Genomic DNA, 20,329 nt, shown 5'->3' with positions numbered 1-20,329 from the left:
GGCATGATCGGCGTGATCGGCACATTCGCCGGCTTCACGATCCGGACCGCCACGCCGGCGGACGTGCCCCTCCTGGCGGCGCTGGACCGCGCAAAGTTCGGCGGCGCCGGAATGGAGGTCTACGGCGAGGAGCACTTCCGGTGCTGGCTGGACGTGAACCCCTCCGGGTTGCTCGTCGCGACCCATGCCGGCCACGTCGTCGGGTACCGCTATTCGCAGTACCTCGACTTCGACCTCGGAGACATCGCCGGGCTCACGACCAACGCGGCATTCACGGACCACGGGTTCACGCGGCGGACGCACCGGGCCGCCGGCAACTCCATCAACGGGATGAGCGTGTGCTCGTCGATGCCCGGGGCCGGCCGCGCCCTGTTCGAGGTGATCTTCGAGCAGTTGCGGCGCGAGGGTCGTCGGTACTACTTCGGCTTCGCGCGCATCCCCGGCTTCGCGGCCTACTGCGAGCGCCTGGGGACCGACGCGTCCGGGATCGATCGCAGGCAGCTGGCGACCTGGTACGCGCTCGGTTGCGCGCGTCGGGTCGGGGGACTCGTGCACGACGGCGTGGCATTTACGGCGAACCTTCGCCCGCGCGAACCGGAGGCTCCCGATCCGGTGCTCAGCAAGTACCTGAAGCATCCGGGGTTCGGGATCGCGGCCGTCTTGCCCGACTGGATCGAGGATCCGGCGAGCCTGAACGTCGGCGTCATGGTGCTGTACAAGAATCCGGACCTCGCCGGCGGCGGTGCCTCCGGGGCCGGCGGGCTCCGGCGGTGACGGAACCGCCCTGTCGCTGCGCTCGCCGGCGGTCGTCAGCGAGCTCGGGTAGGCCCTCCGGCCGGCTGTCTCCATCCCTACGCCCGGTCGCGGAGCCGGATCGCGGAGTCGCCCTTCGTGGTCGCCCTCCGTGGTCGTCTTCCGTATCGTGGGCGCGACTCGAGGGAGCCTTGTCATGAGCATTCGCATTCCCGCGGATATCCAATCCTTGGTCGAGGCGGAGCAGCTGCAGCGAGCCACTGCCCTGCCCTCGCTTGTGCGGACGGCGGTGATTCTCGGGGGCTGCGTCACGGCGTCGCTCGTCGCCCTGTGGGCCTCCCATCCCGTGGTGTGGGTCGTGGTCTGGGGGGCGGAGGCGGTCGTCCTCAACGGCGCGCTATCTGCCTCGCACGAGGGGGTGCACGGCAACCTGGCCCGGCACAAGGGTCTCAACCGCGCGCTGGCCGAGCTGTGGTGCCTCTTGCTCCCGCTCAATTTCTCCCTGTACAAGGCGTTTCATCTGGAGCACCACCGCTGGACGCGACTCGCGGGCGACCCCGAGCCGCAGGCCGAATTCCATTCCGTGTGGGAATACCTCGCCGCCGCGCCCTTCACCGGCCTGGTCATGTTGTTTCAAATGTGGAAGCTGTCGCTCTTCGCCCTCGTCGGCCGCTTCCCCGGGTTCGTCCGTACCCGTCGCCAGCGCCGCGCCGTCCGCCTCGACGCCCTGTTGGTGCTGACGGTGACGGCGGGCCTGGTCGCCGCGGCCGTGGCCGCGCCCCGGTTGGTGCTGCTGCTGTGGGGCGTGCCCGTGCTGCTGATGTCGCCGGTCTTCACGCTCACCGCCCTGCCCGAGCACTACGGCTGCCCCCGGGTGCCCGAGCCCCTCGGCGCCTCCCGGTCCACCGTGTCCAACCGGCTCTTCAGCTACCTCTACTGGGAGAACAACTTCCATGCCGAGCACCACCTCCTCCCGGGCGTCCCGTACCACCGCCAGCACCGGATCCGGGCCGCGCTGGGCGACCGCGTGGTCAACTCGTCGCCGTCGTACCTGCGCTGGCATCTCGCCCTGATCAAGGAGCTGTGGCGGACGCCGCCGGAGCGTCGCGCAGGCCGATGACGGTGGGGCGAGCGCTGGCACTTGCGGGTCGACACGCCGATGAGCAGCGGCTCCACCGCTCGCGCTCGCCGGCGTTCGTCAACGGGCCCGCAAGCGGGCCCGTACGGGGCCGCTCGGGCGGAGCGTGATCGAGAACAGCGGCGTCGGCTGGTCGCGCGGCGCGATCTCCGGGCGCCAGCGCTGGACCAGCGTCGCCAGGACCAGCACGGCCTCGAGCATCGCAAAGCCGCTGCCGATGCACTGCCGCGGCCCGCCGCCGAACGGGAAGTAGGCGAACCGCGGCAGCCCGGCCTTGAGATCGCCCTTCCAGCGCTCGGGCAGGAACGCGAGCGGCTGCGGGAAATAGCGCGGGTTGCGGTGCGCCGCCCATTGCACGATCCACACCTGCGTCCCGCGGGCCAGCGTCAGTCCGTCGAGCGCGACGTCCTCGAGCGCCTCGCGGCCGATCGTCCACACCGGCGGGTACAGGCGCATCGACTCGAGGATCACCGACTCGGTGTACACGAGCTTCGGTACGTCCTCGGCGGTGGCGTCGCGCGTGCCGAGCACCGCGTCCACCTCGCGCGTCAGCAGGTCCCACGCGTCCGGCCGCCGCGACAGCAGCGCGAACGCCCACGACAACGCCATCGCAACGGTCTCGTGCCCGGCGAGGTAGAAGATCAGAACCTCGGCGCGCAGCTGCTCGTCGCTCATCTGCGCGGGATCCTCGTCGCGCGCCGCCATCAACATCCCGAGCAGGTCGCCGCGGTCGTCGCACCCGCTGCGCCGCCGTTCGGCGATGACGGCGTCGATCTGCGCGTACAGCCGCTGGCGCGCCGCCGCGAACCGGCGGTTCTCCGGCAGCGGGAGCCGGGCCAGCCAGGGAAACACCGCGTGGCGCCAGTCGGCGTAGCGGGCCATCAGCGTCTCGAGGGCTTCGCCGAACTCGTCGGCGTCCTGCACGGGACTGCCGCGGAGCAGGGTCGCGGTGACGACGTCGCGGGTCAGTCGCATCAACAGCGCGAATAGGTCCACGGCCTGTCCTTCGCGCCATGTGGCCGCATGACGCCGCGCCGTCTCGACCATCTGCCCGGCATAACCGGCGATCCGCTCGCGGTGAAACGCCGGCTGGGCGAGCCGGCGGTGACGGCGCCAGGGCTCGCCGTCGCTGACCAGCAGCCCCTCGCCGAGCAGCGCGGCGAGGTCGCGGGTGATACGGTCCTTCATGAAGCTGCGGCCGTGACTCACGAGCACCTGCTCGGTCAGCTCCGGCGACCGCACGAGGACGACCTGGTCACCGCCGAACCGCGCTCGCACCGCATCACCGCGGGCGAATGCGCGGGTCATGAACCGGTCCGTGTCGAGCATCAACGCCAGGGTGTTGCCGTGGCGCGTCAGACCGCGGAGCTCGGGCACGAAAGAGGGTGACACCTGGTCGATCGTACCTTCTTTTCCGCGCGCAGCGGAAGCGACCGGTGAGACGCGCGAGACCCGTGGACTCCGTGCGTGCGGACCCCGCGCACGGCTGGTGCGCCGACGGCACGTGGCAGCAGATCGCCGCCGTCCTCGCGCTTCCCTCGACCGAGGTCGGGCGCGAGCCCGGCCACCGGCCCGGTCGGTCGAGGTGGTGGCCCGGATGTAGCCGACGAGCGGCCGCCCGCCGGTGTCGCCGCCGGCGGCGGTGTCGGCAGCTACACGATTTGTCCTGCACCCGTTGCCCAAAACTCCCAGTGCCACGGCTCGCCGGGGACCGTGTTGTAGAACCCGTGCTCGGCGGCGTGCGCCGACAGCCACGCGAAGACGCCGGGCGCCCTCGCGTTGAGATCGAGCGCGCGGCCGGACTGGTGCTGACTGTGGCCGGGCGCCTCGGCGTAGTTGCAGTTGTTGCAGCTGCACGTCACGTAGCACTCGCGGAGGCGTGATTGCTCCTCCATCGTGCGGAAGCCGCCGACGTTCTCCAGCTGCACGCCGTCTCTCGCCGCCGCCTCGCGCATGCGTCCCAACGCCGCGGCGGTCGTCACCTCGACCGGCTTGCCGTCGAGCTCGACGACCTGTAGCGCGATCGGCTTGCCGTCAACGTAGCCGACCGCCGGGCGCGGGTGGGTCGCTTCCCACCGGCGCACCAGTCGGTGAAGACCGACGCCTGCCGCGCCAACAAGCACAACAGCCCCCGTGGCGCGGATCCATCGTGATGGACGCGTGGCGCTCATGTTCGCGACGAGCGGGCCGAGACGAGGGCGAGCCTGACGAGCGCCCCCGCCGTGGTTCCCATGGCGAGGCCCCGTCCTTGGCGGCGAACGAGAAGCAGGCCGAGGAGGCCGCCAACGAGCGCGCCCCCGCCGATGAGGATCTGCGGCGCATCGTGCTGGAGGTGCCCGAGCGGATCGCAGGCGGGATGGACGCGATCGACGTGCGCCTCCCAGCGGTCGGCGTACTCGTGGACATGCAGTCCCCGACACCCCGGCGTCGGCGGGAAGCGCCAGTCCGCAATCTGTCCCCGGGGCCATCCGAGACTGCGCACCGCGCCCTCCATGTGCGGGTGAACGATCGACGCCCGGGCCAGTCTGATCCACGCGCCCGCCGGTTCACGCTCGAGCATCAGCCTCACATCCATCCAGCCCCCCATCGCGCCAGGGCGGACCGTCGGGTCCGTGCGCGGGCGATCGCTCGCGAACGCGCGGGCCGGGGCGGCGCGAAGATTTTTTCGGCGCGGTGACGGACCGCCGGCGAGCCGGGGAATGGAGGCTGTAAGGAGCTCACGACATGCACTTCGAGCACCTGGCTTGTCTTCCCTGCTCGCTCGTCCTCGCGGCGTGCATCGCCTCGAAGCCCGTCGGCGAGGACCCGACCGCGGGCGCGACCGAGAGCGCGACGACCGAGAGCGCGACGACCGAGGCCGCGACGACCGAGGCCGCGACGACCGAGGCCGCGACGACCGAGGTCACCACGACCAAGCCCGTCGATCCGGGAGAGACGGGCCGGGGGAGACGGGCCCGGGGCCGGGAAACTGCCCGGCGAACGGTTCGTTCTTCTGCAGCGAGCCCTTCGATTGTCCCGACGACAGCGAGTTCTGCGGCGGCCTGTTCAGCGCCTTCGACGCGTCGGGCTGCCTGCGGGCGACGTGCCGCGACGACAGCGACTGCGCGCCCGACGAGCGCTGCTTCGCGGCGAGCGACTGGGGCGGCTGCGTGTCGAGCAACTTCGAGTGCGAGGAGTTCGATCGCGGCGAGTGCGGGTGCAGCTCGACCGACGACTGCGAGGGCCGCTATTGCGTGCCGCGGGCCGACTCCCCGCCGGCGCTCTGCCCGGCGTTCGACACCGTGGAGGCGTGCCTCGCGGCGCAGTGCCACGCCTTCGAGTTCGACGGCGTGCTGCTGACGCTCACGGGCGACACCTGCACCTGCACCCCGGGGCAGCAGCTCTGCGTGTGGCAGCCGAACGACGCGACGGGCGCAGGCGGGGACCCGAGCGCGATGTTCAAGGTCGAGACCGGTGAGGTCATGGTCTTCAGCGCGACCTACACCGAGCCGCCGCTCGGCTGGGAGTCTTGCAGCGACCCGTCGGCGCCGCCGGCGTGCGCGTGCTTCACGCCGGGTGAGACGCCCTGCGAGTGAGCGCCGGCGCGGAGGTCACTGCGGGATCGTGCAGGCGCACGCGTCCTTGTCGCCGTCCATCGGCACGTAGTCGTGGCACAGGGTGCCGTACTCGTCGCACAGCCAGGCGTGGCCGTTGCCGCAGACGGTCAGGACCGCGTCGGGGTTGGTGATCCCGCCGCCGATCATCGGCGGCAGGCCCTGACCCGTCGGGGCCGGGCCGACGATGACCTCGCCCTTCGGCGTGAGGATCGCGGACTGGATCCCCGTCGTGCTGAGGACCAGGAAGTTGTCGCTGCCCGCGATCAGACTGATGCCGTCGGGGCGCGGCAGGCCGACGGCCGCGAGGTCGATGCGGTCGAGCTCGGTCTGGCCGTCGCGGGTCATCACGACGACCTCGTCGGTGAAGAAGCTGGTCACATACATGCTGCCGTCGACGCCGATCGCGACCCCGGCGCAGGTCTGGAGGCCGAACTTGACCACGTCGAGCTGGAGGACCTCGAGCGTCTCCATCGTCACCGGGTCGATGTCGACGACCGCGCAGCCCTGGGTGATGAGCATGCCGACGCGCTTGATCTGGTCGAAGCTGGCGCCGTCGAGGGCGGGCAGGGCCTCGGGCGGGGCCATGACGTCGCCGAGCGGCGTGCCGTCGAGGCTGTAGCGGCGGCCCGGCCCGAAGTACGAGAAGAACACGATCTCCTGGGCGTCCTGGTTGTAGAACGAGGCCTGGATCGTGTCGATCGGCGCGAGGTCGATCGACTTGGTGTACGTGAAGGCGAGCGTGTCCTCGACGTCGCCGATGACGCACCCGTGTTCGCCGGTGTCGCTCGATCCGCTCGACTCGCCGGCGCTCACCGGCCCGGTGCTGCTCGTCGCGGGCTCGGGCGTCGTGCTCGCGGCGGTCGGCTCGTCGACGCTGCCGGTGGTCGAGGTCGAGGCGTCGCCCCCCTGGCCGACGGTCGAGCCGTCGGAGGTCGTGGGCGTGGGGCCGGTCGAGCCGCCAGGGGCGGCCGTCGAGACGCCGGGCCCGTCCGTGGCCCCGGCGCTGTCCATCGCGCGGCCGCTGTCGCCGCACGCACCGATCAGGGCAGCGATCAGACAGACCGAGAATTTCAAATCACGCATGCGGCGACGGTGCCCGCGGCTGCACGCCCGGTCAAGCGCTCGCTCGCGCGGCGCTCGTCTCGCTCGCGCCGGGCGCGCGGACCGTCGCGCGCCCGGCCGGGTTTCGGCGCGCCGCGAATCATTCGATCTGCAGGGTCGCGCCCGCGCCGGCGGAGACGACCGCAGGCACGTCCTCCGCGGGGATCGGCGAGTAGGAATACGGCGGGGTGAAGTCCCCGGGCGGCGTCTCGAATCAGGGGCTCCACCGTCTTGACGAAGATGTTGCTCTCGGCGTTGGTGACGACCCCCGGCCCGCCGACCGCGCTCGAGTATCCGGTGATGGTCGGGATCGACGGGCTCATCCCCTCGCCCTCGAGCAGGCTGTGATCGAAGTAGCAATGGCCGATCCGGACCTGCGCGTTGTCCCGCAGCGAGATGCCGTTGCCGATGTGACCGGTCCGCGCGGTGACCCGCGTGTAGTCGTTGAAGACGTGCGCCTGGGTCATCCCGACGTAGGGCCCGCGCTCGCGAAGGGCGGTCTTGATTTTCGCCCAGGCGAGCTCGATGGGGTTGAGGTCGGGCGAGTACGGCGGCTGGTAGACGACCGTCGCGCCGCGCGCCTCGATGCGCTCACGGACGCCCGTTGCGTGATGGGCTCCGAGGTTGTCCATCACCACGATGTCGCCCAGACGGAGCTTGGGCGCCAGGTGCTTGTCGATGAACTCGAGGAAGACTCTGGCCGTCGTGCCGCCCTTGACGGTCATCAGCGATTTTTTTTCTCGTGAAGCCGAGCTCCGTAAGCTCGCGGCACATGTGGACCGGCTGACCTGGACCCCGGCCCGCACTTGCAGCGCGAAGCACAACTCGGCGAGCGTCGCGTCAGGCCGCGCCCGGCACCGAGGTCGGTGGCGCCGCGGAACTGCCCGACGATGGCGATGCGGCCGCTGGCCGGGTCGAGGGCGAGGCCGCCGAAGGCCAGGGCTGCAGCACTGTGGTCCTCCGCGATCTCGCCGACGACCCCGAGCTCGTGCCGTCTGACCGGCCAGGGGTTCGTCCCGGTGCCGCTGATCGAGCGCTACCTCGTGCAGCTCGACTGGCGCGGCGATCCGCTCTCTCCCGGGTCCGCGAATCATCGGTCGGCGGATGCGGCTCGTGCCGACCATGAGTCAGGCCCACGAAGCGGCGACCGGCCGCGTCTCCCGTGGTGCATCTGAACGCAGGTCCTCGCATTGTCGTCCACCGGAGCGTGGCGGCGCGCTTGCGCGGCCGTCTGCGCCCTTCTATGCTGTTCAATCGCGAGAATGTCGTGACGTGCCACGGTGGTGCGCCGCGATGGGGTGTATCGCGGCATTGTTTCCACGTGGGGGTATCATGGAAATACGCACATTCCTGAAAATCGGCGTCATCGTCCTCATGGCCGCATTCGTGGCCTGTATGGAAGATGCGGACCCGACTGAATTGCGCGGGGCCTCGGGGTCTCACGGATCGCCGGCCGCGAAGAAGGACTGGGCGATGGCCCTCCACGACGCGCGCGGCAGCGGCTACAACGACGGCGAGAAGCTGCTGCGCCCGAGCACTGTCGGCGCGCTCGAGGTGAAGTGGCGGTTCGACGCCGCCGACGCCGGCCACGAGGTCGGGCCGATCCACGCCTCGCCGGTGGTCCTCGACGATCGGGTCTACGTCGGCTCGAACCTCGGCCGCTTCTACGCCATCGACCGTGACGGCGACATGTCGTGGACCTACCTGCCGCTGCAGCCGAACCCGCTGCTCGCGTCCCTGGTCGTGCCGTCGCCGATCGGCTCGCCGATCGAGGCCGTCGCCACGCCGATCGTCGGCGCCGCCGTGCTCCCGAGCCACAAGCCCTACGTCATCTTCGGCGACATGGACGGCAACCTGTACGCGCTGCACCGCCAGACCGGCGCGCCCGTGTGGGTGAAGCCGAACGTCGACGGCCACGACCTCGGCGGCGTGATCGGCAATTCGATGGTGCTCGCCGGCGACACCCTGATCGTCGGCTTCTCGTCGATCGAGAATTATGGGCTGATCCTGGCCCAGCAGGGTTACCCTTGTTGCACGTTCCGCGGCATGGTCGCCGCGTTCGACGTCGCCACCGGCGCGGAGAAGTGGCGGTTTCGTACCATCCCCGACGGCGAGCAGCAGGCGCTCCCCGCCTCGCTCGCGCCGTTCACCTTCGGTCCGTCGGGCGCCGACGTGTGGGGCCAGCCCACCTACGACGAGCACACCGACACGGTGTACTTCGGCACCGGCCAGAACTTCTCCCCGCGGCCCGACGGCGGCGGCGGCGACTACAGCGATTCGATCGTCGCCCTCGACGCGCACACCGGTGAGCTCCGCTGGTCGTATCAGGCGACCGCCGACGACGTCTGGGCCGAGGGCCTGCCCAACCCGGACCCCGAGGGCCGCTACCACGACCTCGACTTCGGCGACTCGCCGAAGCTCTACAAGCTCCCGGGGCTCGGCCGGGTCGTCGGTGCGGGCGACAAGGCCGGCGCCTACCACGTGCTCGACGCCGAGACGGGCGAGCTCGTCCTCCGCACCCAGCACCTCGCCACCGCCAGCGCGCTGGGCGGTTTTCAGAACCTCGGGGCGACGGCCCACGGCCTCGTCTATCAGCACGGCCTGGACCGCATCGGCCCGGTCGGCAGCACCGCGTTCAAGGGCAAGGTCCTGGCGCTCACGCCCGACGGGAGCGACGTGGTGTGGAGCGTGTCCCGCCCGGGCTCCGAGATCGTCGGCGGCCTCGCCGTGGCCCATGACGTGCTGTACTTCCAGTCGCCGCGCGAAGAGAAGGCTCCGGGCGATCCGCCGGCGTGGGCGCTCTACGCGGTGCACGCGAAGACCGGCGCCGTGCTGAAGCGCGTCGAGCTCCCCGGCCGCGCGGTCTCGAGTCCGGTGGTCTCGCGCGGCCGGGTCTACATCGGCGACGGCAACTCGGCCGTGGCGATGCTCGGCGTCGTCGAGAACGGCGGCCTCTTGTGCCTCGGTCTGCCCGGCAATCCGTGAGCCGTCCGGCCGCCGCGAGCGTCCGCAGCTCGCCACGAACGGGGCCCCTGCATGTCACGCCGGTGTCCATGTCCCCGGTCGAATTCGTCGGACTCGAAGCGCTGGCCGAGCTGGCCGAGCCGTCGTCGCCGCCGCACGCCAGTCGATGAGTCCGACGAGTGCGGAGGTGCATGCGCGCGGCGCGATCGTCAACCACCTCGCCTCGCGATGACGGCGCGAACGGCGACGGAAACCTCAGTTCCCGCATGACGGCGGACAAGAACATGATCGGTCCAAGCGCTGACGCGACCCTGACGAGATCAATCCGTGCTCGGCCCACCCTCGGCTTCGGGAACGAACCGACCGATCTTCGCCAGGAGCCGCGGGAACTCGATCGGCTTGGTGTCGTAGTCGTCGCAGCCGGCCTCGAGGGCACTCTCGCGGTAGCTCCAACTCACATGTGCCGTGAGCGCAATAACAGGAATCCTGGCGGTCGTCTCGGTGTTCTTGAGGATCCGTGTGGCCGCGCAGCCGTCCATGTCCGGGAGGCTAAGATCCATAAGCACGACATCTGGCCTGTCCCTCTTGGCGAGAGCGATCGCCTGAGAGGCGTCGATCGCAATGAGCACCTCATAGCCCCGCCGACGCAGCCGGCGTGAGAGCATGTCGCGGCTGAGTTCGTTGTCCTCGACGATCAAGAGCTTAGCCAATACAACCATTGTATCACCTCGGAAGACGGATGAGCGGCTTGCCGCGGAGGCAGCGGCATGGCGGTGCTCGGTGTTCTGACGACCATGACATCCTCCAACGTGAACTGTCCGCAACATCTCCGTAGCGCGCGGCGTCTTGCGCGTGAAGATTGTAGCAGCCTAGGTGCTGCCCGGGGTGCAATTGGTGTCGATCGGATCACGAGCGAGCCAGCGCGCTCAGGACCCTGCACGGGTCGTAGAAGGTGCCGGCGAGGTTGATGTAGGCGATGTCGACGTGCCAGTGCCGATGCGGGCCTTCGGCGCTTGCATACTATGCCGTGTGGAAGGGCGCTGGCGCTGTTCGAGACATGCGGCAACTGCAGACACATACGCGTCGCGCGGGTTGGCGAACACGCGCACGCGGGCAAGGTCGACGCCGATGGCGACGATCCTCCGGGCGATGTTGGGTGGATGCCGGTGAGGACGCCCTCGCCGCCGAGCAGGCGGATCGCCCGGGTCAAGCCGATCAAGTGGCTGGCGGTGCCGGTGTCGACGACCTGCACGCCGGTGAGATCTGCTGGGCTCGTCGTCCGCCGCGATTCGTTCTTCGACCCACTCCCGGTCCTCGCGCAAGCACGGGCCCGGCTCGTCCCAAGCTGGCCGGACCGCGACGTCGCGCTGCGGCCAATTCGGGGGCTCGACCGTGTGGTCCAGCGCGCGGCCATCGACCGCTTCAAAAGCGGAACCCCGTGACGAGCATCCCGCCGCCGAGCTGCGGCGCGAGCGCCACGTTGAACCGGCGCAGCGCGGTCTTGCCATCGTCGCACTGACGGCGGAGGCGGACCCCGATCACCACGCCGAGCACGATCACCACGCTGGCGAGCAGGCCCGCGGTGATCCCCGTGCCGATCACCGCGCGACGGCGGACCTCGCCGAGGTCGCACAGGCCCGTGACCGCGGAGTTGTTACCGCTGCGGGCCTGAGCGCAGATATCGCCGTTGATGTCGATGTCGTTGTTCGGATCGGCGTCGGTCAGCGTCAGTTTGGCCTTCGCGACCAAATTGTCGCGCATCGCCCCGCGCAGGTTGCCGAGCAGGCCCATCGAGGTGCCGAACAGGATGGCCGTGGCGCCCGCCGTGAGCCCGAGCCCGGCCCACATCCACTTGCCGACGGGTCTGGATAGCTGGGGTCGCTCGGCGCCGCCCCGGAGCCGCCCGTCGGCGTCCGCCCGCGCGCCTGCGTCGACGTCCGGCAGCTTCCCGTCGACCGAGACGCCGACGTCGCCCGTCGCGCCCTCGATCCGTCCGTCGACGTCGCCCTCGATCCGCCCGCCGACCTCGCCCGCCACGTCCCCGCTCCGTCCGCCGACGTCGCGGGCCGTGCCCTCGATCCGTCCGCCGACATCGCCGGCCACGCCCCCGATCCGTCCCCTGGCGTCGACGTTGGCGTCGGCGTCGGCGTCGACGTCGACATTGCCCCTGCCGCCGGCGTCGACCGATGGCGCCTCCGCTCTCACCGCCGTCTTCGGGCACGGGACCGCCATGGCGGGCAGCGAGATGGAGGCGCACGACATGACGACGACGAACTGTGTCGAAAGGCTGGTGCGGATTCGTGTTGGCATTGTCAGCTCTTCACTTTATCGGCAAGGAGGCGTAGGTGTTGAACGCACGTTCATTCCGTGCGCCGACGCGCCGCGCCGCGCGAGGGAGCAGGGTTATGACAGGCGACGAGGTCACGATTCCGACTCGGCGTCATCACTATCGCGGCGCGCGTTCGCCGAAGTCTTTCGCCGGCAGGCGACGCCCCCTACGGGCCCACACCACACGCCGTGGCGCACTCGCCGGTGACCATGTGCTCGGACACCCGACATGCACAATCGTGGGTATAGTCGGCCATGTGGATGCAGTCGCCGTCCAGACATTCGCCGGCGCGGAAGCGACCCCCGCCGAACCAGAGGCCCGGCGGTGCGTCGCGCCCACGCCCGGGTGCGCGTCATCGAGATGTGCGAGCCGGACTCGTCGAGGAAGCAGGCGCTCCGGGTCGCAAGACTGCATCTGCGCGGCGAAGGCGTCGCGCATCGCAACGACACCGGCGGTACATCGCTCCCTGGCCACCAGCGATTTTTTCCGCGTGAGGCCGAGAAGCCGGAGATCACGGCTCATCGTCGAACGGCTGATCCGCAAGCCCGCCCGCAGCTCCAGCGCGATGCACGAACCGCGGCGCACTTGCTGTGAGCCCGGACCCTCGATGAGGTCCACCGCGACGATCGCCGTCCGCCGTTGGGTGTCGGGGCGGATGGGGGGTCGGTGGCGCGAACGGATAGTAAATTGACACCCGTTGCGAGTGTGGACACGCTCCGCGACGCCTACATTGGGTCGCAGGAGATTCACCGCATGACCAAGACGATTCTCATTACCGGAGGTTCGAGCGGTATCGGCCGCGCCACGGCCACGCATTTTCACGCAAGGAGGTGGAACGTCGTCGCTACGATGCGCAACCCCGAAGGCGAGGAGGAGCTCATTCGGCTCGACCGGGTGCTCGTCACCCGTCTCGACGTGCAGGCCTTTGCCTCCATCCAAGCCGCCGTCGACGCGGGCATCTCGGAGTTCGGGCGCATCGACGCGCTCATGAACAGCGCGGGCTACGGCGCGTACGGACCGCTCGAGGCGACTTCGCTCGACAAGGTCCGTCGCCAGTTCGACGTGAACGTCCTCGGGGTCCTCGCCACGACGAAGGCGACCCGCGAACCCGTGCGTCCGATCGAGGTGACGACCACGGTGCTGCCGTCGCCGATCGGGGCCTACGAGCAGTTCCTCGGCGCGCGCATGAGAAGGAACATCAAGCACCGTGTGTCGTGCACGGCCGCTGATGCGCTTCGGCCTTTTCTGACCTCGGACGACAGCCTGTGGCGGATGTTCGAGTCGACGTTGCGCCACCGTCTCGCCGACCTTGACTCATCTGCGCCGATTTCGGAGCGTGTGAGCGCCGCCAGACCAGGCCCGGCGCCCTGTTTGATCGGCGAGGCTGGTGACGACAGAACTTGTCTTGCTTGCCGGCGTAGTTCTCCTGCCGGACCGCGACGAACGCGCGAAACACCGGATCTTTCATCGCATAGGCGTGCGCCGACATGGCCCACTCGGCGTAATGGGCCTGGTGGCACAGACCGCAATCCTCCGCCGAGGCGAAGCTGTCGAGCGCGACCGTGGGGGCCCGGGGCATCGACAGCTCGTCCGACGGCGGATCGTCCGAGCCGCTCCAGGCGTCGCCGCAGCCGCAGACGAACGGAATCAGAGTCAGGCTCAAGCGGAGCGGTTTCACGCGGCCTTGGGGGCCCGACGCCGATCCGCGCCGAGCTGCCAGAATGCTCGCGCCCAGACGTAGCACTCGCACTCTTGCGGGCAACGGACGCGCCAGCCGCCGGTGAGGGCCGGCACGGCGCGCCATTCGCCAGATCACGCAGGATGTCCCAAAGGACATACAAAAGAAACGGTGGGCTCCGGGGAGACATGTCCATCAAGACGTGCCATTTGCGCGCGCGACAATACGCCGACCCCAATGCCCTGGGTGGGGCCAGCGCGCCGCGCGTGCCGCTCCGGGGCGCGTCGGCGTGATGCGCTCGTCGCTCCGGGACGGTCGCTGCGCCGCAGCTGCGCCGAATCATCCGACCCGCTCCGTGATCGCTTGCGCCGCCCCGGCGCCGAGTGACCAAAGGTAGACCGAAGGGTTTGAGCGCCGCCCCGTCATACCTTCCGCCGCCGCACCGCACTCGCGCTCGGAGCGAAGGTACGTGTTCCAGAGGACATATGACTATTCGGCGCCGCGGCGCCCTTGAGCGCGTGTGCCCGAGGACTGTGACCTCGGCCGCCCGCCATCTGCACGCGCTTGCCACGCCGAGGCGGGACGGCGATGGGCTGCTACTACCATTGATGTGCCTGCTAGGAGCTGTCGCCCGTGAGTCCGATTTCGCCACTGTCCGCCCGCGCGTCCGAAGCCGAGCCCGCCGAACTCGACGGCTGGTCCCCGACCTCCTGGCAGTCCCGGCTGGCGCTCCAACAGCCCGAGTACCCCTCGGCCGCGGCGCTCGAGGCCGTGCTGCGCCAGCTCGGCCGCCTGCCGCCGCTCGTCACCTCCGGGGAGATCGAGGCGCTGCGCAGCCAACTAGCGGAGGCCGCTCGCGGCGACCGCTTCCTCCTCCAGGGTGGCGACTGCGCCGAGCAGTTCGCGGAGTGCGACCCCGTGGTCATCGCGGGCAAGCTCAAGATCCTCCTGCAGATGAGCCTGGTGCTGGTGCACGGCGCCAAGAAGCGGGTCATCCGCGTGGGGCGCTTCGCCGGACAGTACGCGAAGCCGCGCAGCGAGCAGGTGGAGGCGCGCGACGGCGTCGATCTGCCGGTCTACCGCGGCGACCTCATCAACGGAATCGCTTTCGAGCCTGCGGCGCGCACCCCCGACCCCGAGCGCCTGCTGCGGGGCTACGAGCGCGCCGCGCTCACGCTCAACTTCATCCGCGCGCTCATCGACGGCGGATTCGCCGACCTCCACCATCCCGAGTATTGGGACCTCGAATGGGTGCAGCATTCGCCGCTCGCCGCCGAGTACCAGCGACTCGTGGAGTCGATCGGCGACTCGCTGCGCTTCATGGAGACGCTCTCCGGCGAGCCGGTCGGGCAGACGACCCGCGTCGACTTCTTCACCTCCCACGAGGGGCTCCACCTGCTCTACGAGCAGGCGCAGACGCGGCAGGTGCCGCAGCGCGACGGCTGGTACAACCTCTCGACCCACCTGCCCTGGATCGGCCTGCGGACCTCGCAGATCGGCGGCGCCCACGTCGAGTACTTCCGCGGCATCGCCAACCCGATCGCGGTGAAGGTCGGCCCGGGCACGACGCCCGAGGGGCTGCTCGAGCTCGCCGCCGTGCTCGACCCGCGCAACGAGCCCGGTCGCCTGACGCTGATTCACCGCTTCGGGGCGCGTGCCATCGCCCGCGGGCTGCCGCCGCTCGTGCAGGCGGTCGAGCAGGCGGGTCGCCGGGTGCTCTGGGTCTGCGACCCCATGCACGGCAACATCGAGCGCACCGCCGAGGGGTTCAAGACGCGCAAGTTCGAGCACATCCTCAGCGAGCTCGAGCAGGCCTTCGAAATCCATCAGCGCGCCGGGACCTACCTCGGTGGGGTCCACGTCGAGCTGACCGGCGAGAACGTCACCGAGTGCACGGGAGGCGCCCGCAACCTCTCCGAGGGAGACCTCGCGCGCGCCTACCGCTCCTGCGTCGACCCGCGGCTCAATTACGAGCAGGCGCTCGAGCTGGCGATGCTGATCGCCCGGCGTATGCGCCATTGAGACGCTGACAGCGCGACGCAGCGGCGTCGTCGGTGCATTGCCGGACGCGGGTCGCCGCGCGCGCTCAGCCAGCCGGTGCGCGTCCGGAAGCGGCGCGCGAGCGGGGCTCGGCGGATTGCTCGGTCGACGGGACCCCGGAGCTCGTTCGGAGGAGTGAGCGCCTCGACGTCCCTGCCCGAGGTGGTCGAGCTCGTCCACGCCGATCTCACGCGAGACGAGCGCTCCGATGTCGGACGATCGGGATCGTCGGTGGATCAGGCGCTTCGAGCTCTGGTCATCGAGCAGATGAACGGGTTCGGCTACGAGGAGCTCGAGCCTCATCGTGCGGGCTCGAGCTCCTACCGGGCTTTCCGCGGTTTCGAGGAGCACGACGCGCCGGTCGAGCGCTCGACGCTGCAGGAGAACATCGAGAGGATCACGCCGGAGACGCTGGTGCGCGTCGACCGGGCCTTGATGGAGTACGCGAGCGCCAGGTTCTACGGCGCCGCGGTCCGCGGCCCGGATGGACCGGATTAGCGCTTGTCATCGTGTGGATAGCATCACCTGCCGGACCTCGCCGGCAGCCGCGCTGCCGGACCCGCGTTATGCTATGCGTCGAGGGCCAGCGCCCGGATCTTCTCTTGGATGAAGCTCTTGAGCGCCTCTCGAAAGGGCCTACACATGAGCACCATGCCTCAAACCGACGTGCGCCAATCCAATCGTCAGATCGTCCGACAGTACATGGAGACTCGCGGACAGGCCCGCCTGAAGCGCCACGAGCTGTTCACCGCGGACGGCTGCGGCGGCCTGTGGACCAGCGATACGGGCGAGCCGATCATGATCCGCGGCAAGGACCGCCTCGCCGCGCACGCCGTGTGGTCGCTGAAGTGCTTCCCGGATTGGCAGTGGTACAACGTCTCGATCTTCGACACCCAAGACCCGAACGTGTTCTGGGTCGAGTGCGATGGCAAAGGCGCCATCCGCTTCGAGGGCTACCCCGAAGGCTACTACGAGAACCATTTCATTCATTACTTCCAGTTCGAGAACGGCAAGATCAAGCTCCAACGCGAATTCATGAACCCGGTCCAGCAGTTCAAGGCGCTGGGCCTCCCGGTCCCGAAGATCGTCCGCACGGGGATCCCGCTATGATGCACACGGTAAAGCCTCGCACTGAGGACTACGAGCTGCACGCGCCCGAGCTCAGCGCGACGAACATCGTCACCTGGGCGCAAGACGACCGCCGCAGCCTCCTGCTCGTCCACGACATGCAAAAGTACTTCCTCGATCTGCTCCCGCAGTCGGTGCGCCGGAGCCTGGTCGAGGGCTGCAGGAAGCTCGTCGCGTACGCGCGCGCGCACGACATCCCGATCTTCTACACCGCGCAGCGCGGCGACATGTCGCCGAAGGAGCGCGGCCTGCTCTACGACATTTGGGGCAAGGGGATGAGCAGCGCGACCACGCACACCGCGATCCCCGAGGAGATCGCGCCGCTGCCCCAAGAGACGGTGCTGGCGAAGTGGCGATACAGCGCCTTCTTCGCCACGACGCTCGGCGAGGCGTTCCGCGAGCACGAGCGCGACCAAATCATCATCTGCGGCGTCTACGCCCACATCGGCGTGCTGGCGAGCGCCATCGACGCCTACTCGCGCGACATTCAGGTCTTTCTCGTCCAGGATGCCATCGCCGACTTCTCGAAGCAGGCGCACGCGCAGGCGTTGAAATACGCGGCTGAATGCTGTGCGAAGGTTCTGCCCGTGAGCGAGGTGTGCAAACAATGACGATCCTGCAAAGAGCTATCGAGGGGCGGCTCGACGCCTACGCGCTGGTCTTTCGCCCCGACCGGTTCAAGGTGTCCACGCTCGAGGTGATGGCGGGAGCGGAGCGCATCCTGGCCGAGTTCGACGAGCTGGACCAGATCCAGGCCGAACAGCGCGCAAAAGGTCGTTGGGGGACGCTCGTCGTCGCGCCCTACCGCCAGATCGCCGAGCGCGGCTTCACGGTGAAGGACGACCAGAAGCCGACTCTGGCGCTTTGCGTCGAGGAGTATGAAACCCTTCCGCTCGAGGCGGCGCTGGCGGTGCTCCCCGACGCCCAGGTCAATCTCCGCGACTGCGCGTTCACGCCGGACGACGCCGCCTACGCGGACATCGTCGAACGGGTCATCCGCCAGGAGATCGGCGCCGGCGAAGGGTCGAACTTCGTCATCAAGCGTACGCTCACCGGCGGCCTCGACGCATACGACGACCGCGTCGGGCTGACGATCTTCCGCAACCTCCTGCGGCAGGAACGCGGCGCGTACTGGACCTTCTTCATCCGCATGCGCGGCATCACGTTCGTCGGCGCCTCGCCCGAGCTGCACATCAAGCTCGCGGCGAAGAACGTCGCCATGACGCCGATCAGCGGCACCTACAGGTTCCCCGCGCTCGGTCCGACGCAGGAAGGCGTCCTCGAGTTCCTACAGAACGGGAAGGAGGAGGACGAGCTGTCGATGGTCCTCGACGAAGAGCTGAAGATGATGACCGACATCTGCTGTTCGGATGTTCGGGCCCACGGGCCCTACCTGATCCAGATGTCGCGGCTGGCGCACGTCGGCTATCGCATCGAGGGCACCACCGAGCTGCCCGTCGCCGAGATCCTGAAGCGCTCGATGTTCGCGCCGACCGTCGTCGGCAGCCCGCTGGAGAACGCGACGCGCGTCATCGCCCGCTACGAGACCTGCGGGCGCTCATACTACAGCGGGCTCGCGGCGATCGTCGAGGACGACGAGCGGGGCCCTCTGCTCGACTCGGCGATCCTGATCCGCACAGCCGAGATCGAGAACGACGGCAAGCTCGCGATCGGCGTCGGAGCGACCTTGGTCCGCGAGTCGGATCCCCAGTCCGAGACGAAAGAGACTGCGGCGAAAGCGGCCGCGCTCCAGAATGCCATCGGCGGCAACTCGCTCGGCGACCTGACCCGGAAGGACGCGGTCGCGCAGGCGCTCGGCAGGTGGAGCGGGCGCCTGTCGAGCTTCTGGCTCGGGAAGGAAGCGCGGGCCCATCGTCCGCGCTCGCGTCGCAGCGACGCGCCCGCCATCGTCATCCTCGACAACGAGGATTCATTCACCTCGATGCTGCAGTATCTGCTGCGCGAGCTCAGCTTGAACGTAAGGGTCGAGTCGTACGCGACCATCGGCGAGGTCCGGGACTCCGAGCTGCTCGTCGTCGGGCCGGGCCCCGGAGACCCGTGCAAGCTGACGGACCCGCGGATCGCGACCAGCCGGCGGTTGATGTTCGCCGCGATGGAGGCGGCCCGGCCGTTCATCGCGATCTGCCTCGGGCACCAGATGCTGAGCTCGCTCCTGGGGCTGCCTATCCAGCGGCTCCCTGCCCCGAACCAGGGCCTCCAGAAGCAGATCTCGATCTTCGGCAAGCTCGAGACGGCCGGCTTCTACAACACCTTCGCGGCCATCTCCGAGGCCGATCACCTCGACAGCCCGTGGGGCACGGTGAGCGTCTATCGCGACCCCGTGTCGAATCAGGTCCACGGGCTGAAAGGGCCGAGCTTCTGCTCCATGCAGTTCCACCCCGAGTCCGTGCTGACGAAAGACGGGCCCCGGATCCTGCGCGACGCCGTGTTCTCGCTGGGAGGCTTGGCGCATGCGGATTGAAGTGGCGTGGTGGGACCTCGGCGCCGGCGATCCCGACGCCGACGAATTGGCCGCGAGCCCGGCGATTCAGCAGGCGTTCGCCGAATGGGAGCGCGTCCCGAACCTGACGACGAAGCTCTGGCTCGTCTCCAAGGACGCGCGCCGCTGGGGGGCCTTGATGCTCTGGCACGGCGAGAAGCCGGACCGGGCGAGCCTGCCGCGCAACGTCTCCGCCGAGCTCATCGGTAGGCCGCCCGACCATCGCATCGCATTCGAAGTCGTGGAGAGAGCACGATGCACCGATACACCGTAGTCAACGCCTTCGGCCAGGAGCGCTTCACCGGCAACCCCGTCGCCGTGTTCTTCGCCTGCGACGATCTGGACGACGGTGACATGCAGAGCCTCGCCGCCGAGCTCAACCTGTCGGAGACGACCTTCATCCGCGCTCCGCGGAAGGGCGGGACGGTCGAGGTCAGGGTCTTCACTCCCGTCAACGAGCTGGGCTTCGCGGGTCATCCGCTGCTCGGCACCGCCGTGGCGCTGGCGGAGGCACGCGGCCTGACGGAGATGCAGTTCGAGACGCGAAAGGGCACGTTTCGGTTCGCCGTCGAGCGCGTCAAGGAGCAGCCGTTCACCGCCTACGTGCAGATGGAGCAGCCGAGCCCCATCGTCTCCCGGTATGAACGCGAGCTCGAGCTCCTCGAGGCCTTGGGCCTGGACGAGAGCACGTTGCCGGTCGAGATGTACGACGTGGGACCGCGGCACGTGTTCGTAGGGGTGAAAGACGTCGCCGCGCTCGCAGATGTACGGCCGGACCTCAAGAGGCTGGCGAGCCACCCGGACATGGCGGCCCTGTGCTTTTGCCCGGACGGCGCCGGCGGCTGGCGCATGCGCATGTTCTCGCCCGCTTACGGCGTGAACGAGGACGCCGCCACAGGCTCGGCGGCAGGCCCGCTGGCGCTGCACCTGGTACGGCACGGTCGGGCGGCGTTCGGCGACAAGATCAGGATCACGCAGGGCGTGGAGATGGGCCGAGCGTCGCGCATGGATGCGACCGCCCGCATGGAGCGGGACGGACCGCGCCTCGAGGCGGGAGGCTACGGCTATCGTATCGCCGTCGGCAGCTACTTCATTTGAGGAG

At 69.3% G+C, this 20,329-nt stretch carries 21 protein-coding genes and 2 pseudogenes; 14 read left to right on the top strand and 9 right to left on the bottom strand.

Translation table 11 applies throughout. From position 1 onward, the window contains the following. Positions 1-3: 3 nt before the first annotated feature. Together NAEX_RS32220 and NAEX_RS32215 are read left to right on the top strand one after the other, a co-directional pair. Complete coding sequence (locus NAEX_RS32220) at positions 4-774, top strand: GNAT family N-acetyltransferase (RefSeq protein ID WP_096331321.1); 771 nt, start codon at positions 4-6, stop codon at positions 772-774. Between the two features lie 175 nt (positions 775-949). Further along, positions 950-1,873, top strand: coding sequence for a fatty acid desaturase (locus NAEX_RS32215; protein ID WP_096331320.1), 924 nt, complete (start codon positions 950-952; stop codon positions 1,871-1,873). 78 nt (positions 1,874-1,951) lie between these two features. On the opposite strand, the gene NAEX_RS32210 is transcribed toward NAEX_RS32215, so the two are convergent. The 4 genes from NAEX_RS32210 to NAEX_RS51015 all read right to left on the bottom strand — a co-directional run bounded on the left by NAEX_RS32210 (position 1,952) and on the right by NAEX_RS51015 (position 5,051). Next, positions 1,952-3,283, bottom strand: a complete 1,332-nt coding sequence (locus NAEX_RS32210) for a cytochrome P450 (RefSeq protein ID WP_143140492.1) — start codon at positions 3,281-3,283, stop codon at positions 1,952-1,954. A gap of 260 nt (positions 3,284-3,543) precedes the next feature. Continuing rightward, positions 3,544-3,975 (bottom strand): M15 family metallopeptidase, encoded by a 432-nt coding sequence (locus NAEX_RS51025; protein ID WP_170136165.1) that lies wholly within the window; start codon positions 3,973-3,975, stop codon positions 3,544-3,546. A gap of 83 nt (positions 3,976-4,058) precedes the next feature. After that, positions 4,059-4,451, bottom strand: a complete 393-nt coding sequence (locus NAEX_RS51020) for a hypothetical protein (protein ID WP_170136164.1) — start codon at positions 4,449-4,451, stop codon at positions 4,059-4,061. A gap of 342 nt (positions 4,452-4,793) precedes the next feature. Beyond that, entirely contained in the window at positions 4,794-5,051 is a 258-nt protein-coding gene (locus NAEX_RS51015; protein WP_170135315.1) for a hypothetical protein, read from the bottom strand. Here NAEX_RS51015 and NAEX_RS51010 point away from each other — a divergent pair. Next, positions 5,041-5,466 carry a hypothetical protein gene (locus NAEX_RS51010; protein WP_170135314.1) on the top strand — a complete coding sequence of 142 codons (426 nt, stop codon included), beginning with the start codon at positions 5,041-5,043 and terminating at the stop codon, positions 5,464-5,466. The two genes, NAEX_RS51015 and NAEX_RS51010, sit on opposite strands and share 11 nt — an antisense overlap. Before the next feature lie 15 nt (positions 5,467-5,481). Here NAEX_RS51010 and NAEX_RS32195 read toward each other — a convergent pair whose 3' ends face one another. Then, entirely contained in the window at positions 5,482-6,570 is a 1,089-nt protein-coding gene (locus NAEX_RS32195) for a hypothetical protein (RefSeq protein WP_143140493.1), read from the bottom strand. A 506-nt stretch (positions 6,571-7,076) separates the two neighbouring features. Further along, positions 7,077-7,682 (bottom strand): annotated as a pseudogene (locus NAEX_RS53995) (transposase); the annotation flags it as partial. 379 nt (positions 7,683-8,061) lie between these two features. On the opposite strand from NAEX_RS53995, the gene NAEX_RS32185 reads away from it, so the two are divergent. Next, positions 8,062-9,573 carry an outer membrane protein assembly factor BamB family protein gene (locus NAEX_RS32185; protein ID WP_170136162.1) on the top strand — a complete coding sequence of 504 codons (1,512 nt, stop codon included), beginning with the start codon at positions 8,062-8,064 and terminating at the stop codon, positions 9,571-9,573. Between the two features lie 299 nt (positions 9,574-9,872). Here the strand turns inward: NAEX_RS32185 and NAEX_RS32180 are convergent, their stop codons facing one another. Next, positions 9,873-10,262: a response regulator gene (locus NAEX_RS32180; protein WP_096333793.1), complete on the bottom strand. Its 390-nt coding sequence runs from the start codon at positions 10,260-10,262 to the stop codon at positions 9,873-9,875. A gap of 450 nt (positions 10,263-10,712) precedes the next feature. Here NAEX_RS32180 and NAEX_RS48585 point away from each other — a divergent pair, with 450 nt between their 5' ends. Beyond that, positions 10,713-10,994 (top strand): hypothetical protein, encoded by a 282-nt coding sequence (locus NAEX_RS48585; RefSeq protein WP_143140494.1) that lies wholly within the window; start codon positions 10,713-10,715, stop codon positions 10,992-10,994. On the opposite strand, the gene NAEX_RS32175 is transcribed toward NAEX_RS48585, so the two are convergent. Continuing rightward, positions 10,975-11,862: a hypothetical protein gene (locus tag NAEX_RS32175; protein ID WP_143140495.1), complete on the bottom strand. Its 888-nt coding sequence runs from the start codon at positions 11,860-11,862 to the stop codon at positions 10,975-10,977. The genes NAEX_RS48585 and NAEX_RS32175 overlap by 20 nt on opposite strands. A gap of 343 nt (positions 11,863-12,205) precedes the next feature. On the opposite strand from NAEX_RS32175, the gene NAEX_RS48580 reads away from it, so the two are divergent. Both NAEX_RS48580 and NAEX_RS54725 read left to right on the top strand, forming a co-directional pair. Continuing rightward, on the top strand, positions 12,206-12,475 hold the full coding sequence (locus tag NAEX_RS48580) for a hypothetical protein (protein WP_143140496.1): 270 nt from the start codon (positions 12,206-12,208) through the stop codon (positions 12,473-12,475). A 159-nt stretch (positions 12,476-12,634) separates the two neighbouring features. Beyond that, a pseudogene (locus tag NAEX_RS54725) lies at positions 12,635-12,928 on the top strand (SDR family NAD(P)-dependent oxidoreductase); the annotation flags it as partial. A 151-nt stretch (positions 12,929-13,079) separates the two neighbouring features. Here the strand turns inward: NAEX_RS54725 and NAEX_RS53215 are convergent. Beyond that, positions 13,080-13,544 carry a hypothetical protein gene (locus NAEX_RS53215; protein ID WP_245913843.1) on the bottom strand — a complete coding sequence of 155 codons (465 nt, stop codon included), beginning with the start codon at positions 13,542-13,544 and terminating at the stop codon, positions 13,080-13,082. A gap of 657 nt (positions 13,545-14,201) precedes the next feature. Between NAEX_RS53215 and NAEX_RS32165 the strand changes: the two genes are divergently transcribed. The 7 genes from NAEX_RS32165 to NAEX_RS32135 all read left to right on the top strand — a co-directional run bounded on the left by NAEX_RS32165 (position 14,202) and on the right by NAEX_RS32135 (position 20,325). Beyond that, entirely contained in the window at positions 14,202-15,581 is a 1,380-nt protein-coding gene (locus tag NAEX_RS32165) for a class II 3-deoxy-7-phosphoheptulonate synthase (protein WP_096333791.1), read from the top strand. 180 nt (positions 15,582-15,761) lie between these two features. Continuing rightward, positions 15,762-16,097 carry a transposase gene (locus tag NAEX_RS32160; RefSeq protein WP_170136161.1) on the top strand — a complete coding sequence of 112 codons (336 nt, stop codon included), beginning with the start codon at positions 15,762-15,764 and terminating at the stop codon, positions 16,095-16,097. Between the two features lie 153 nt (positions 16,098-16,250). Next, the gene (locus NAEX_RS32155) at positions 16,251-16,709 is read left to right on the top strand and encodes a PhzA/PhzB family protein (RefSeq protein ID WP_096331312.1); all 459 of its coding nucleotides are present in this window, start codon (positions 16,251-16,253) and stop codon (positions 16,707-16,709) included. Beyond that, positions 16,706-17,338: an isochorismatase family protein gene (locus NAEX_RS32150; protein ID WP_245913841.1), complete on the top strand. Its 633-nt coding sequence runs from the start codon at positions 16,706-16,708 to the stop codon at positions 17,336-17,338. Before NAEX_RS32155 ends, NAEX_RS32150 begins: the two co-directional genes overlap by 4 nt. Further along, a complete protein-coding gene (locus NAEX_RS32145; protein ID WP_096331310.1) occupies positions 17,335-19,209 on the top strand; it encodes an anthranilate synthase family protein in 1,875 nt (624 codons plus the stop codon). The genes NAEX_RS32150 and NAEX_RS32145 overlap by 4 nt, the downstream gene beginning before the upstream one ends. Next, positions 19,199-19,501, top strand: coding sequence for a hypothetical protein (locus NAEX_RS32140; RefSeq protein WP_143140498.1), 303 nt, complete (start codon positions 19,199-19,201; stop codon positions 19,499-19,501). Before NAEX_RS32145 ends, NAEX_RS32140 begins: the two co-directional genes overlap by 11 nt. Further along, positions 19,483-20,325 (top strand): PhzF family phenazine biosynthesis protein, encoded by an 843-nt coding sequence (locus NAEX_RS32135; protein WP_096331308.1) that lies wholly within the window; start codon positions 19,483-19,485, stop codon positions 20,323-20,325. The genes NAEX_RS32140 and NAEX_RS32135 overlap by 19 nt, the downstream gene beginning before the upstream one ends. The last annotated feature ends 4 nt before the right edge of the window (positions 20,326-20,329 follow it).

Source organism: Nannocystis exedens (assembly GCF_002343915.1).
GTDB classification, from domain to species: Bacteria; Myxococcota_A; Polyangia; order Nannocystales; family Nannocystaceae; genus Nannocystis; species Nannocystis exedens.
This window is presented reverse-complemented; position numbering and strand designations above follow the sequence as displayed.

Bases quoted from the DNA above. Each gene is read 5' to 3' on its own strand.
- NAEX_RS32185 (WP_170136162.1), top strand. From the start codon at position 8,062: ATGGCCCTCCACGACGCGCGCGGCAGCGGCTACAACGACGGCGAGAAG.
- NAEX_RS32215 (WP_096331320.1), top strand. From the start codon at position 950: ATGAGCATTCGCATTCCCGCGGATATCCAATCCTTGGTCGAGGCGGAG.
- NAEX_RS32135 (WP_096331308.1), top strand. From the start codon at position 19,483: ATGCACCGATACACCGTAGTCAACGCCTTCGGCCAGGAGCGCTTCACC.
- NAEX_RS32195 (WP_143140493.1), bottom strand. From the start codon at position 6,570: ATGCGTGATTTGAAATTCTCGGTCTGTCTGATCGCTGCCCTGATCGGT.
- NAEX_RS48585 (WP_143140494.1), top strand. From the start codon at position 10,713: ATGCCGGTGAGGACGCCCTCGCCGCCGAGCAGGCGGATCGCCCGGGTC.
- NAEX_RS32140 (WP_143140498.1), top strand. From the start codon at position 19,199: ATGCGGATTGAAGTGGCGTGGTGGGACCTCGGCGCCGGCGATCCCGAC.
- NAEX_RS32175 (WP_143140495.1), bottom strand. From the start codon at position 11,862: ATGCCAACACGAATCCGCACCAGCCTTTCGACACAGTTCGTCGTCGTC.
- NAEX_RS51020 (WP_170136164.1), bottom strand. From the start codon at position 4,451: ATGCTCGAGCGTGAACCGGCGGGCGCGTGGATCAGACTGGCCCGGGCG.
- NAEX_RS32220 (WP_096331321.1), top strand. From the start codon at position 4: ATGATCGGCGTGATCGGCACATTCGCCGGCTTCACGATCCGGACCGCC.
- NAEX_RS32150 (WP_245913841.1), top strand. From the start codon at position 16,706: ATGATGCACACGGTAAAGCCTCGCACTGAGGACTACGAGCTGCACGCG.
- NAEX_RS32155 (WP_096331312.1), top strand. From the start codon at position 16,251: ATGCCTCAAACCGACGTGCGCCAATCCAATCGTCAGATCGTCCGACAG.
- NAEX_RS32145 (WP_096331310.1), top strand. From the start codon at position 17,335: ATGACGATCCTGCAAAGAGCTATCGAGGGGCGGCTCGACGCCTACGCG.